The 13,195-nt window shown below is 54.8% G+C and carries 11 protein-coding genes and 1 tRNA gene; 6 read left to right on the top strand and 6 right to left on the bottom strand.

All coding sequences use genetic code 11. The features are described 5' to 3' along the window. Window positions 1-194: 194 nt before the first annotated feature. The 4 genes from PKY88_05735 (at window position 195) to PKY88_05720 (ending at window position 4,322) form a co-directional block, all read left to right on the top strand. The gene (locus PKY88_05735; protein HOQ04695.1) at window positions 195-587 is read left to right on the top strand and encodes a pyridoxamine 5'-phosphate oxidase family protein; all 393 of its coding nucleotides are present in this window, start codon (window positions 195-197) and stop codon (window positions 585-587) included. A gap of 80 nt (window positions 588-667) precedes the next feature. Beyond that, window positions 668-1,318, top strand: a complete 651-nt coding sequence (locus tag PKY88_05730) for an MBL fold metallo-hydrolase (GenBank protein ID HOQ04694.1) — start codon at window positions 668-670, stop codon at window positions 1,316-1,318. 466 nt (window positions 1,319-1,784) lie between these two features. After that, window positions 1,785-4,124, top strand: coding sequence for an autotransporter-associated beta strand repeat-containing protein (locus PKY88_05725; protein HOQ04693.1), 2,340 nt, complete (start codon window positions 1,785-1,787; stop codon window positions 4,122-4,124). A 124-nt stretch (window positions 4,125-4,248) separates the two neighbouring features. After that, window positions 4,249-4,322 (top strand) — tRNA-Val (locus tag PKY88_05720). A 67-nt stretch (window positions 4,323-4,389) separates the two neighbouring features. Here PKY88_05720 and PKY88_05715 read toward each other — a convergent pair. From PKY88_05715 to PKY88_05695, 5 genes are all read right to left on the bottom strand, one after another. Continuing rightward, window positions 4,390-5,844: a hypothetical protein gene (locus PKY88_05715; protein HOQ04692.1), complete on the bottom strand. Its 1,455-nt coding sequence runs from the start codon at window positions 5,842-5,844 to the stop codon at window positions 4,390-4,392. Window positions 5,845-5,893: 49 nt separating this feature from the next. Further along, complete coding sequence (locus PKY88_05710) at window positions 5,894-6,652, bottom strand: hypothetical protein (GenBank protein ID HOQ04691.1); 759 nt, start codon at window positions 6,650-6,652, stop codon at window positions 5,894-5,896. A gap of 113 nt (window positions 6,653-6,765) precedes the next feature. After that, complete coding sequence (locus tag PKY88_05705) at window positions 6,766-8,478, bottom strand: NPCBM/NEW2 domain-containing protein (protein HOQ04690.1); 1,713 nt, start codon at window positions 8,476-8,478, stop codon at window positions 6,766-6,768. After that, on the bottom strand, window positions 8,471-8,998 hold the full coding sequence (locus tag PKY88_05700; protein HOQ04689.1) for a sigma-70 family RNA polymerase sigma factor: 528 nt from the start codon (window positions 8,996-8,998) through the stop codon (window positions 8,471-8,473). The genes PKY88_05705 and PKY88_05700 overlap by 8 nt, the downstream gene beginning before the upstream one ends. 171 nt (window positions 8,999-9,169) lie before the next feature. Next, on the bottom strand, window positions 9,170-10,579 hold the full coding sequence (locus tag PKY88_05695) for a hypothetical protein (GenBank protein HOQ04688.1): 1,410 nt from the start codon (window positions 10,577-10,579) through the stop codon (window positions 9,170-9,172). 238 nt (window positions 10,580-10,817) lie between these two features. Here PKY88_05695 and PKY88_05690 point away from each other — a divergent pair, with 238 nt between their 5' ends. Together PKY88_05690 and PKY88_05685 are read left to right on the top strand one after the other, a co-directional pair. Then, window positions 10,818-11,075 carry a hypothetical protein gene (locus PKY88_05690; protein HOQ04687.1) on the top strand — a complete coding sequence of 86 codons (258 nt, stop codon included), beginning with the start codon at window positions 10,818-10,820 and terminating at the stop codon, window positions 11,073-11,075. A gap of 234 nt (window positions 11,076-11,309) precedes the next feature. Further along, a complete protein-coding gene (locus PKY88_05685) occupies window positions 11,310-12,131 on the top strand; it encodes a glycerophosphodiester phosphodiesterase (GenBank protein ID HOQ04686.1) in 822 nt (273 codons plus the stop codon). Here the strand turns inward: PKY88_05685 and PKY88_05680 are convergent. After that, complete coding sequence (locus PKY88_05680; GenBank protein HOQ04685.1) at window positions 12,118-13,032, bottom strand: CBS domain-containing protein; 915 nt, start codon at window positions 13,030-13,032, stop codon at window positions 12,118-12,120. The genes PKY88_05685 and PKY88_05680 overlap by 14 nt on opposite strands. Window positions 13,033-13,195: the final 163 nt, after the last annotated feature.

Here is a 13,195-nt window from a genome sequence, read left to right as displayed (position 1 = left end):
AAACGGGTGCGGCAATTAAGAGTCAGGAACAGAACCGGAAAATCCGGTGAACCTTGTTTGGGCGGAGGTTGTAGTATTGTGTATGCGAACGATGAGAGAAAACAGAGTTCTGCTTCGGAGGGGATGACGAAGAGAGCCGGGGTTTGCGGCTCTCTTCGACCGCGCCTCCGGAAATCATTCGAAAGGATTCCGGGATGGATTTGAAACAATATTTTGAGACCAAAGAGGGCTGGGGTGTTTTGGCTACCTGCAATGCGCAGGGACAGGTCGATACAGCCCTGTATGCCAAACCGTATATCGCGGATGAGCAGACGGCGGCCTTTGTAATGAAAGAGCGGCTCAGCCATCAGAATCTGCAAAGCAATCTGCACGCCTCGTATTTGTTTATGGAGAATGCTCCGGGCTACCGAGGTGTGCGGCTGTCTCTGACCATGCGGAGGGAGGAGAGCAATCAGAGCCTGGTTGAGGCGCTTCGCAAAAAGCAGCCGATCATGTTTCCGGCGGAGGATGATTCGGCCAAGTTTGTGGTTTTCTTCCGGATTGACCGCGTTCGGCCCCTGGTGGGGGATTATCCCCTGCCGGAATAAAGGGAAGTGTTTTTTCCTGGACGGGCGGGGCATCCATTTTTAGAATCACGCCGCACAATTCATTTCTGCAGGAGTCGGCGATGAAGATTGATATACTTGTATTGGGCGACTTTCAAACCAACTGCTACTGTGTTCGTTCCGATGGACAAACGCGACATTGTCTGGTTATTGACCCCGGGCTGGATGCAGCGCCGCTGGTGCAGTTTCTGGATGAGGAGGGTCTGGAGCCGGAGGTGATTGTGCTTACGCACGGTCATGTGGACCATCTGGCCGGCGTGGAGATGCTTCGGGAGCGTTGGCCTTCAGTCAAGGTCGGAATCCATCGAAAGGATGCGGCGATGCTGACTGATCCGGCGCGGAATCTGTCGATGCTGGCCGGTACGATGACCTCCGCACGTCCGGCGGAGATTGTCTTTGACAGGGATGAAACGGTGAAATTGGCGGGGATGGAATTTTGTCTGCTGCATACGCCCGGACATACACCCGGGGGCATTTGTTTGTATTCAGAAAAAGAAGGACTTGTGTTTGTCGGGGATACGCTGTTTGCCGGCAGTGTAGGCCGGACAGATTTTGAAGGCGGCAGTTTCGGGCAATTGATGGAAAGCATCCGAACAAAACTGCTGACGCTGCCGGAGACGACGAAGGTTTATCCGGGGCATGGTCCGGCAACGACGATTCGAAATGAGAAACGATTTAATCCGTTTTTGAATGGGACTGAGGAAGATTTTTAAAAAAAGCCGCAGGGCGGGGGCTTGCGGCCGGGACGTTTTCTCCTCTCCAGGAAGAGGTGTCTCTGTACAAAAAAGCAGGAATCATTCTTCAATGATTCCCGCCTGACTGGCTGAGTTCATCACTCTCCACCAAAACCAGTTTCTCTAATATATCTTCTGTTTGGTAATTTGCAACCCCCTTTTTTAAGTTCCGATAAAAAAATAGTGAAGTTTTTGGCCCCAGCAAATATTGAATATAGCGAATATGCAGAATAGATAAAATAGGAAAGTATTCAAAAGAAGACTATTTGTATCTTCATATTTTCTCTTGACTTCCTTAAAAACTCATATATAATTTTCATCATTTATCTAGGCAAAATTAGGCAAACATAAGGAGTGGCAGGTTAAGGAGCAGGTGTGTCTGGAAAGATGGTTCATTTTCTCTGTTAAATAATTTGAGATTTGGGGGGATCAGGAGGCGAGGAAAATGAAAAAACATCCGTATTTCATTCTTTTCTGTGCACTTGTTTTTTGGGTTGCGTCATCCAGTTGGGGAGATTTTACGGAATTTGTCTGGAGCCGAACGGGGGACAACGGGAGTTGGTCAGCCGCAGCAAACTGGAGCGGTCCGACAGGGCAATATCCGGATGACCCGGATGAACGAGCCGTTTTTAACAGTTCGGTCGGGATGGGAATGCCTATCCAGACAGCGACGATGTCCAATGGCCTAGGGCAGCTGGTGTTCAACTACACGGGCTGGACGGTTTACACGGATTATAAACCGCTTCGCCTGGACCCGTATTCGGTGGAGGGTTCCTATAATGCGATTTTCAGTTATGCGCAGGGCGGGTCGGGCGTCAATCTGATTTACCCGGAAATTGAACTGCTCCAGCCGGGGCTGAATATCCATACCGCCAGCGGCAGTACACTGGCAATCGGCTGGAGCGGCGGCGGGGGATTTATCGGTTCGTATGCACCGGTCATCAGTTCCCTCAATCCGGCGAATAGTGATACAGGTGCTGTGCGTCTGGACGGTCCGAGCAGTGTATCCAGCCCCTTTTATCTGCGTCAGGGCACACTGCTGGTGCGCTATGTCGGGACCGGTGATGCACTCGGAACCAGCACGGGCACGCTGAACATCGGCGGCGACCAGTGGGTGACGGATGGGGCGTGGGCCCGACTTCTGACGGATGCCTCCGGAGCGGCTGTGACGAAAAATCTGCGGGTGCGCAGCTATCCCGGCGCCAACGTCAACGCGGTGTTAGGCAGCAATCATACCAGCGGCTCTTCGACCTTCTCCGGCACCGTTCAGCTGGATTTGAATGCAGCACTCACCGCAGCCGGCTCGAGCACCGTTTCCTTTACCAACACCATCAGCGGAACGGGCGGGATTACCAAAACCGGTTCCGGGACCGTGCGGTTGTCCGGGAGCAATACGTATCAGGGGGTCACGAATATCAGCAGCGGCACGCTTCAGCTGGGCGGAAACAACCGACTGCCGACGGGCACGTCGGTGACGCTGGCGAATGCAGCGGGAGCAACGCTGGATTTGGCCGGATATAACCAGACGATTGCCGCCCTGAACGGCGGCGGTGCAAGCGGCGGAACAGTCGCTTTGGGCGGCGGACAACTGACGGTCGGTGAAGGGTATTTTGCAGGGGTGATTTCAGGAGCTGGCTCGCTGGTCAAAAGCGGCAGCGGAGTACTGGCTCTGTCCGGAGGCAATACCTACGGGGGAGCGACGACAATTAACGGCGGTACGCTTCGAATCGGCAGAAGCAATTGTCTGCCGACGATTACGGATTTGACTGTCGCCTCCGAGGCTCTCTTCGAGTTGGGGATTTTTTCTCAAACGATTGCATCCCTGAGCGGTGCCGGAGAGGTGAGCATGAGCAGCGGGCAATTGGCTGTCGGCAGCGGTTCTTTTGCCGGATTGTTATCAGGTGTCGGCTCACTGGAAAAAGTCGGCTCCGGCATTCTGACGCTGTCGGGTGCAAACAGTTATTCCGGGCAGACAAGAATCAGCGGAGGAACGCTCCGTCTCGGAGGGCACAATTGCCTGCCGATTTCAACGTTTGTTTCGCTGGCCGATGCGTCTGGGGTGACCCTTGATTTGGCAGGATACAATCAGAGTATTACCGTGCTGAGCGGCGGAGGCACGAACGGCGGAACCGTTGCTTTGGGGGGTGGACAATTCACAGTTAACGGAGGAGGTTTGTTTGCCGGCACGATTACCGGCGGCGGTTCGCTGGTCAAGAGCGGCGGCGGAACCTTGACTCTGTCGGGACTGAATGACTACACGGGGGCCACATCCGTAACGGGCGGAAAACTTCTGGTAAACGGTCAGCACCTGAACGGCGGCAATTATACAGTGGCAGCGGGTGCGCTGCTGGGGGGTGTCGGACGCATCGAGGCGGATGTGTTTGTGGAGCCGGGCGGGATTCTGGCGCCGGGAGTGATGGTGGGCAGTTTGTCTGTCGGCGGAAATGTCGAGCTGGACGGGCTGCTGCAGATTCAGCTGGAGGGCGGCATTATGCCCGGCGACTGCACCCGGCTGATAGCGGAGGGGATTCTGTCGATTTCCAATGCGACGCTGGATTTGCACTGGGCGGGAATGCTGCGTGAGCCGGCGTATATTTTTGCCCAGTATGGGCAGCTGGACGGCAGCGAGTTCGGCCAGATTATCAAACTGCCGGCCGGCTACCGGATTGATTACAATTATCAGGGCGGCAATCAGATTGCGCTGGTTTTGATCCCCGAGCCCGCCTCGGTGGTGCTGCTGGGATTGGGCGGTCTGCTGCTGCGGTTCATTTCGAAAAAAAGATAATAAAAATCAGATTTTTATCAGGGGAGGGTGAGAGACACGGAAACCCGCTTTTTCCCTTCCAATACGGGAAAAGCGGGTTTCTTTTTGACTTTTTGGGATTAGCGGGTAAACTGAAAAGACCCTCGGGCGGTTAGCTCAGTTGGCGAGAGCGCCTGCCTTACAAGCAGGAGGCCACAGGTTCAAGTCCTGTACCGCCCAGTCAAAACGGGATGCCGGCCTGTGGCCGACATCCCGTTTTTTGGTTGTTTTTGGCGGGGTTTGTGAATTAATACTCGAGATTCTGCGTTAACGACAAATCCTCCAGCCAGTCCGTTGCAAACAGGACAAAATCTTCCAAATCCACCCGGCAGTCGCTGTTGGAGTCGTGCGGCAGGGGGATATACCCGGCCGGGCTGGCTTTGGCGGCCTGACAGGCGTCCGCGAAGACCTGAATTTCCATGGTATCTTCGTTTTCAATCGGGATAGAATTGTCTCGAGCCCACAGTTTCAGAACATAGGTACCGGTCTTATCCAGCGAGGCCCACGTAACGGCGGAAGCAGGGTTTGCAATCACACAATTCGAGCCGGCTGGCTTGGAAACCACAGACCAGGCCACCGTGGGGCTGCACTGGCACCCGACAGAACCGTTCAGGTTCACGGCTGCGGTGCCGCCGGTCAGCCAGGTAAGAATATTCGGACCGGCGCTGACCTGGAGTGCCGGAACCGTGGTAAACGACCAGATGGGTCCTTCAAATTCGTTCGGGTCTCCGGCCTTGAAGGAGGACACTTTCCATTCATAGGTTGTGCTGTAATCGAGGGAGATTGGTACAGCCGCCTCGGTCGTCGTCGGGTCGCTGTCAATCGCCAAATCCTGCACCGGATCAACCACCAGCCAGTTGGGGTCTGCGGCCCCGCGAACACGGAACCGAAGGACATAGCGGGACGGCGTGTAGGCGCTGGGGGCCGTCCAGGTTAAGTGGGTGTTCAGCGGGACGTTTTTGGCGGCGGCCCGCGGGAGGGGACTGCGGGCCTTGACCGGCAGGGCTTCTTCAATCTGCATGCAGTTCAGATAGCCGAGGTTTCCGTTGATGCCGGCAAACTTGACATACAGGATGTTGAAAGTCTGCGGGTCGAGGTCGCTGATAGTGACGACCTTATCACGGTTGTGATTGGGGCTGTTAGGGGCATCCGCCACCTTCAGGGACGCGGAGGCCACCACGGATGAATATGTGTTGTCCGTGCAGACGGAATAGACGGTCGTATCGTCGTCGCTGTATTTGTGCGAGCCGAAGAACGTCAGGTTATAGGTTTTGGTTGGGTCCAGCCCCTGAATTTCGAATCTGGAGGAGTCATAAAAATCCATAGCGGCCTCTTTGATGCCGAGGTTGCCCAGTGCGGCGGCGTCAATGTCCGTCGCGGCGATTTGGGCCGGCGTGGGCGGATTGGAAGTCACCCCGGCCGGGCCGTTGTAGCTGTCAGTGCCGCCGGCTCCTCCGATGGAAAAGCCGAAATGAATGGAGGTAGGATTGCCGTTGATGTCCAGCAGATTCGGATAATAGGCGCCGCTCCAGACGCTGTTCCAGTAGTGTCCGTTGAGGTCCGGGCTGGGGGTGGTGACACCCCGCCAGGAGGAGGCATTGCCGAAGTCAATCAGAATCGTTTGGCCGAACACGGCCGAGCTCAGGATGCCTGCCACCAGGACAGCCGCTGCGGGCCCGAATAAAAATTTCTGCATTCTCATAGTCATCTCCTCTATCAGTTTTCGCATGTTCGTCCCTGTTTGAGACAAATTATCGAGAGCGTTTGCGGGTCAGGAGGCCTCCGAGAAGCATCAGGGACATCATCGCCGGTTCGGGGACTTCCTCAATCTGGAGAGCATTCAGATACCCTTCGACACCGGTCAATCCGGCGAACTTGACATACAGGATGTTGTACATCTGCGGCGACAGCCCCGTCAGGACGGCGACTTTGTCCCGGTTGTGCAGCCAGGGATACATGGCATCCTGCACATCGAGCGTGACGGAAGCGACCAGCGTGGTATAGGTATTGTCGGTATAGACGGAATAGACGGTGGTGGTGTCAGGGCTGAACTTGTGGGAGCCGAAGAAGGTCAGGTTGTATTTTTTGGCCGGGTCCAGTCCCTGAATCTCAAAGGTGGAATTGACATAGTAATCCATGGCGGCTTCCTTGACACCCAGATTGCCCAGCGCGGCGGCGTCAATGTCCGTCGCGGCGATTTGGGCCGGCGTGGGCGGATTGGAAGTCACCCCGGCCGGGCCGTTGTAGCTGTCGGTGCCGCCTGCCGAAGAGAATCCGAATTTAATGCTGGTGGCGTTTCCGTTGATGTCCACCAGACTGGGGTAGTACGCACCGCTCCAGACGCTGTTCCAATAGTGGCCGTTGGCATCCGGGTTCGGCACGTTTACGCCGCGCCAGGAAATCGCATTGCCCAAATCAATCAGAATGGTGGCCCCGAATGCCGGACCTGCGGCGAACAGGCCGAGTACCGCCAGGATTGCCCACGTTTTCACCGAATTCTTTGTTTTCATCGTCTTCCTCCGCTAAGATGAGCCGTATGACCCACTTATTTTCGAATCCAACCATTGGATTCGACGGCTGCCGGAGCCGGTCGGCTCTTTTGTCCGTGCTCCGGGCGCCGCATTTATTTTTCCGCCGGTTCGAGCGTCAGTTCCGGCCGTCCGAAGAGTGCCCAGTCATAGGAGATGCCGTCATCGGATTCGGTTACGGCCAGCGTCAGGAACCGGCAGGATTCCGGAATAGGAATAGTCAAATCTTCTGCATTCTCTCGGCTGGAAAGCCGGCGATGATAGACTGTCTGACCGTCCAGGAGGACCCAGAAGTCTGCTTCGGAATGGTCTGCATCAAACTGTTCGGGAGAATCTGTTTTGGCCGTCTTGTTTTCGAGGGCTTCCGTTACGGTCTGGGAGATGCCTGCTGTCGCCCGAAAGGCGGCAATAGACAGTTCCGGCAGAGCTTTTCGGATTTCCGCCAAGTCGAACGTGATGCCCTGATTGGAATGGATGGTGACGGCCGGATATTCGGGCGTTCCGTAAATCAGACCGCCCAGTTTCAGGGGCGTTCGGTCATAGGGGGTTCCCTGATGAAAGGCGCCGTTGAAGATATAGCCCCAGAGCCGTTCGGCTGCGCTGGGGAAGGAGGCCGTGACGGTCTCTTCAGAAGCAATCGGCGTTTTTTCGCCTGCCGCCGCGGGGATAAAGACGCCGTCGATGAAAGGATGGCCGAGAACTTTGCGAAAGCCGGCGGGACCTTCGAACGGATAGCAGCTGGAAAGACGGGTTTGTTTTTTTCCGGTGGCGGCATCGAAACCGACGTTGGGAAGTCCTCCTTCAAAGCCGTTTCCGCCGCCGACAATGTCGGCCAGACTGAGGGACATCTTTCCCCGCCAGACCATCTTGCTGGCGGAATGGATAGAACGGACGAACGCCTCCTTTTGGACGGGGATGTTCTGAATCTGGTCTGTTTGGGGATTGTAGCGAACGGCTTTTTGTTCAGAGACCATTTGACGGCTCAGGAACCGGCCTCGAGAGCCGGTGTATAACTCCACCATTCCCCGGATGACGTGCAGCTCGGCGGCGCCGTCTTTCTGGGTCAGGATGCCGAATTCGGTTCCGTAATCCAGAAACTGCGACCGGGGGGTTTCGACCCGGAAGCCCTTGCCGGCCGGGGAAACAGCGGCGTACAGCCGTCCGTATTCGAGAAAGACGCCGGCCGGCTGAATGGTAAAGCAGGCAGGACCTTCGATCAGGAGGTTTACGCCGGTATCGTAGCGGATTTTGACCAGTCCCTGCTGGAGGGTGAGCGGACCCTCATCGGTCCAAAGGCGGCTTCCGTTTTCCCGGGCGCCGCCGGGCTGTGTCCATTGCGTCCCAAGCTGATCGACCAGCGTGGCTACATCCATCACCGGGGGCTTGTGGAGGAGCTTCAGCAGGACAATTACCAGGACAATGGCGGCGGCATTGGCCGCCAGCCAAAGGAAAGGCAGTTTGCTGGGTTTGGTTTTTTTCTGTTTGGATTCGGCGGCGTCGGGCATGGGTTCCTGCGGGATTTCCTGTCTGGGGACTTCGACGGCCGGAGCGGTTTTTTCCTCTTCGGCCAAGAGAGACAGCAGCATATCCTGACTGCCGGCGGAATCCCCAAGCGCCGGGGGAATTTCCACACTGCCGAGGGAGGACAGCTCTGTGCACAGTTCCATCAGTTCGACATAGGCGCGCACACAGGACGGCTGGGTTTTCATCCTTTCATCCAGCTGAAGCATTTGTTCGGTCCGGATGTCGCCCTGCAGGGCCATCAGGACAAACTCAGCAAACTCGAATGGGTCAGAACGGTCAGCCATTGGTTTCCCACAGCAAAAGAGTCTGGTTGATGCACCGGCGAAGCGCCGTATGGATTCGTGCCATGACTTTGTAGATTCCGAGTTTGGACAGATTCAGCTGTTCGGCGATCTTTCCGTAGTTAAGGTTGTCTTCATAGTGCATGGACAGAAGCCGCCGGTCGGATTCTTTTAATTTTTTCAGGCATCCTTCGAGGGCTTTGGTTCGTTTGTCGGAGGAGGATTCCTGCCGCTGAAGCTCCTCGGCAATCCGGCTGTATACTTCTTCGCTGAGAAACAGGCGGTTTTTGCTTTGTTTTTTTCGATAACTGAGGATTCGATAGCGGGCGATTTCGATGCCCCAGGAGGCGAAATTGGTTCCTTTTTCGAACCGGTCAAAGAGGCGCCACATATCGGCGGCGGTCTGCTGCATGATATCTTCGGCATCGGAGCGGCGGTGAACCATACTGAGGATATACAGGAAGATTTTCTTCTGCTCTCTGGAGTACAGTTCAATAAACAATGTGTTTTTCTGAGCACTCATATCTTTTTGGGTTTACCGAACCGGCCTAAAGCCGGTTTTGAGGTGAAATCAGGGTCGCTCCATAGTACATAGAGACAGATCTTGCCGGAATTAGAGCGAAAAAATAGGAAAAACTTTCCTATTTCTGTTTAATAAGGCCATTGTATATCCACTGCATCCGCAAAATCCAAGTCATAGACCTGCTGTCAGCCACTGCTCTGCGAAAATCAGTAAATCCAGGATATCAATGCGTCCATCCGGAGGGGTATTAATGTCGCAATTCGGGTTCCAGCGGGTCTGCCCCGGGGTGCTGAGCCAGGCGGACGCCTGGGAGGCAAAGTCTGCCAGATTGACCCGACAGTCCGCGTTGAAATCACTGAGCAGGAAGGCAGGGCAGTCGAGCTGATTCATTCGCAGTTCGGCCTCCGCCAGCCGGTCTAAGAAAAGACAATCTTCGGCCTCCGCCAGCCGACTCATTTTGACCGGGTCGGCCTGATAGGTTTTTCGCAGGGTATAAAGCCGCACGGGCAGCCGTAAATCGGCAGGGGTATAGCGAAAGGTGGGCTCGAGGTATTGTTTCCGAAGGGCCTGTGTGATTTCCAGAAAGAGGTACCCGTCTTCCTGTGTCGGTTCGATGATGGTGCCTTCTCCGTAATCGTTCCATGTGGCAATCTGAAGAAGCTGGGCGCTGCTTTGGAGGGCTCGTTCCAGGGTGTAAGAATAGGTGGAGGTGCCGTAGTCGCCCTGTGCGTCGATGTAGCCGTAGGAGGAGCCGACTCCGGCTTCTGCGTAGATATCGTGAAATCTCGGGAAGGCGGCGGGAATAAAGGAGGTCCAGCCGGAAGAAGCGGCACGGGTGTAGAAGGCATTCAGCCGAGAGATGACGCCGGAGGTGCCGTAGGCGGGCTCCGGCCAGCCGAACTCTCCCGTCCGAAGCGTATCCGGCAGAACGTGATACTGCAGGGGGAAGAAATGCGGCTTTGGATTGAGCCCGGCAAAGAGGGTGGTCCATTCAGAGGCGGTGAAGAACTGGGGACCGAAGCAAAGCAGGACCGGGCGGCCGTCCAGTTTGAGATAGGCGGGGTCTGTAAAACAGTTGGTCTGAAGCCATTGCATGACCTGGACGCCGTGGGCGACGGCTGCGGCGCGGTCGGGGAAATATCCATTGTTGAGCATGTTTTTGACCGTCTGGTCCTCGTAGCAGATGGAGAAGGTCAAATTGGCTTTTTTCAGGTGCGGAATCAGGGCCTGCGTTGCGTCGCGGATGCGTCCGTAATCCCAGAAGGTTTCGATGCCGTACCAGTCAATGATCACGCCGTCGATTCCGGCGAATTTGAGCAGAAGGGCCTGAGAAGCCAGCAGATGCGGGTCTTTGGAATCGTAGGGGCCCAGAAGGGGACGATAGTGAGAGGCGAAGGTATCCGGCGGGCTGAAATGATTCATATGCCAATGCCAGCCCCAGAACCCGCTGACGGGCTGGGATTGATACCAGGGCATATAGTGGGCCATGATTTTTTTGGCGAAAGTCTGTCCTGAAAGACTGGGAAAACAAATCAGGAGGATTGCGGCGATGAGCGTTCGAAGGTCGGTTTTTGCTTTCATGAAGCCCTCGTATCGGCGGAGAAAACAACCTATTCTTTCGGCAACCGGTTTCTATAATAACCAAAACGGGTGCTTTTTTCAAGTTTTTTTGCCTTTTACCCCTTTGCCGGTCCGGAAGATGTTTCTGCCGGATTGGTTGGAGGGGATGTTGCGCGGCTCTGCGCTCCTAAAGTTTTGCATTGAAACGGCCGAAATTATGAATACCCCTTTTTGGGGATTGAGTTTGGGAGACAGGTTTATGCCGGATTGTCAATTTCTGGCAAAATGCCCGTTTTTTAATGCGGAAGAAGTGGTTCAGAGGCGGCATTTGACCGCTTATCTCAAAGAGACCTACTGCCGGGGGGATTTTACCCGCTGCTGCCGCTACCAAATTGCCACCACGATTGGGCGTGAGCATGTTCCCACCCTGATGATGCCGGACCAGACGAGATGGGCGGAAGAGATTCTGAAAAACCATTCGGCCCAGTCCGGTTCCGGTCATTCTGCCCAATCCTAAGAGCGTCTAACAAATCTGTCTCCGAAGGATTGGATTTCTTGCAAAAGTTTCAAAGAACAGGGTGCGGGAAGGAGGAGATGAATTCCTGCAGTCATTTTCCACGGGCGGGAGGGGTCTTTGTTTGAAGGTCTTGCCTTTTTGATTTGACTGCTGTAATGTAGGAACGAAAAATCCATCTTGCTGATTTTGTTCTGTCGGCGGCGAGGATTTGGAGACAAAAGGAGAAATGGTGTTATGTTCAGGACAGGTTTGGTGCGAAGGGTATCCGTGTTTTTGGCGGGGGTTCTGATGACGGCAGGATGTGCTCGGCAGGCGGAGATTATCGCTCATCGGGGGGCTTCGTATGAGGCACCGGAAAATACGCTGGCGGCGGTTCGGCTGGCCTGGGAACAGGGAGCGGATGCCGTGGAGGTGGATGTGCATCTGACGGCGGACCATCAGCTGGCGGTGATTCACGATGCGGATACCAAACGGACGGCCGGCACGGACTGGCGGGTGAGCGAAAAGACGCTGGCGGAGCTGCGGACTCTGGATGCCGGGCGATGGAAGGGAGAACAATTTGCCGGTCAGAAGATTCCGACGCTGGAGGAGGTGTTGAAACTGGTGCCGGATGGGAAAAGGCAGCTGATTGAAATTAAATGCAAGGGGGAGATTTTACCGTATCTGGAAAAGGCCGTTGAGAAAAGCGGCAAGCGAAAGCAGATTGTCATCATTTGTTTCGATCCGGATGTGCTGGTTCAGAGCAGACAGCGGATGCCGGATATTCCGGTTTATTGGCTGGTGGGCACGGAAAAAGACAAGGAAACCGGAAAGCCCATTCCGCATTCGCCGAGCTTGATTAACTTTATCCGGGAAAAAGGCATTGACGGACTGAGTGTCAACTATGAAGGGGTGGATGAGACCTTCGCCCGGGCGATGCGGAAGGCCGGATATGATTGGTATGTCTGGACAGTGGATGACTGCCGAACGGCGGAGCGGATGATTCGGTTGGGAGCGAGGGGGATTACAACCAATCGCCCCGCCCAGCTGAAAAACGAGTGTTTCAAGAAGAGGTAGGCGGCTCTTGCGGAATCAATTGGTTGACTTTCTGGACGGCCCGGTAGTGGCTGATGCGGGTGAGGTTCCGCAGGATGTAGCGGATGACATCCGGCCGGCTGACCAGACCGACCAGCACACCGTCTTTGACAATCGGCACACGCCGGAAATTGTTGTGGATGAGGCATTCGGTGATTTCAAAGACGCTGGATTCCGGGGAGAAGACGGTCACATCGGTTGTCATAATTTCTCCGACTCGGACCGGCGGGATAGTCTGGCTGTAGAAATAGGGCATCAGGTCTTTTTCCGTGATAATTCCGACCAGGTACATCCCTTCTTCGACGACCGGCAGGCCGCTGATGGAATAGTCCGCCATCAAAGAAAGGGCTTCTCCGAGTGAGTTTTCAGGACGGACAGTAATGATGCCTTTGGTCATCAATTGCTGAGCGGAAAAAGGAGTTTTTGAGGAGGCCTGGTTCTCGTTCTGTTCAGGAAGGAATTTATGCACATTCACGCGGACCAGGTCTGTGCGGCTGATGACGCTGACGACTTTTCCGCCGTGTGTAATCGGCACACGTCGGAAGGGATTCTGAATCAGGCAATTGCAGATTTCCTCCAGAAGCGTCTCCGCCGGAAAAGATACAACCTCTCTGTGCATGTAGCTTTCGACCAGGCCGCTGGTGGTTTGTTTTTCATAGAGCATGGCCAGAAGGTCTTTTTCCGTGATGATGCCCTGCAGATGCATGTGTTTGTCCACGACGGGCAGACCGCTGATATTCAAATCGACGATGCAGGCCAGGGCCTGATAGAGACGAGTTTGCGGGGTGACGGTAATCACTCCGTATTTCATCACGTCGATTGCCCGTTTGGCATCCGGCTGCATAAAACAGGCGGTTATTTCTAAGGACGGTGTTGTCTGCATATTGAAGTTTCCCTCTGAAACTCGGAAAGAACATCTAACAATCCTATCGGCTATTTCTGCGTGCCGTATAAGCTGAAAGAATGGGAATTATCAAAGAATCTTTTCTTTTTTTCGAGACCTTTCTGCTATATTATCAGACGCAGAACAACATAAGGAGCCGTAA

The organism is Anaerohalosphaeraceae bacterium (assembly GCA_035378985.1).
Classification (GTDB): domain Bacteria; phylum Planctomycetota; class Phycisphaerae; order Sedimentisphaerales; family Anaerohalosphaeraceae; genus JAHDQI01.
This window is presented reverse-complemented; position numbering and strand designations above follow the sequence as displayed.

Bases quoted from the DNA above. Each gene is read 5' to 3' on its own strand.
- PKY88_05710 (HOQ04691.1), bottom strand. From the start codon at position 6,652: ATGAAAACAAAGAATTCGGTGAAAACGTGGGCAATCCTGGCGGTACTC.
- PKY88_05725 (HOQ04693.1), top strand. From the start codon at position 1,785: ATGAAAAAACATCCGTATTTCATTCTTTTCTGTGCACTTGTTTTTTGG.
- PKY88_05730 (HOQ04694.1), top strand. From the start codon at position 668: ATGAAGATTGATATACTTGTATTGGGCGACTTTCAAACCAACTGCTAC.
- PKY88_05690 (HOQ04687.1), top strand. From the start codon at position 10,818: ATGCCGGATTGTCAATTTCTGGCAAAATGCCCGTTTTTTAATGCGGAA.
- PKY88_05700 (HOQ04689.1), bottom strand. From the start codon at position 8,998: ATGAGTGCTCAGAAAAACACATTGTTTATTGAACTGTACTCCAGAGAG.
- PKY88_05680 (HOQ04685.1), bottom strand. From the start codon at position 13,032: ATGCAGACAACACCGTCCTTAGAAATAACCGCCTGTTTTATGCAGCCG.
- PKY88_05685 (HOQ04686.1), top strand. From the start codon at position 11,310: ATGTTCAGGACAGGTTTGGTGCGAAGGGTATCCGTGTTTTTGGCGGGG.
- PKY88_05735 (HOQ04695.1), top strand. From the start codon at position 195: ATGGATTTGAAACAATATTTTGAGACCAAAGAGGGCTGGGGTGTTTTG.
- PKY88_05715 (HOQ04692.1), bottom strand. From the start codon at position 5,844: ATGAGAATGCAGAAATTTTTATTCGGGCCCGCAGCGGCTGTCCTGGTG.
- PKY88_05695 (HOQ04688.1), bottom strand. From the start codon at position 10,579: ATGAAAGCAAAAACCGACCTTCGAACGCTCATCGCCGCAATCCTCCTG.
- PKY88_05705 (HOQ04690.1), bottom strand. From the start codon at position 8,478: ATGGCTGACCGTTCTGACCCATTCGAGTTTGCTGAGTTTGTCCTGATG.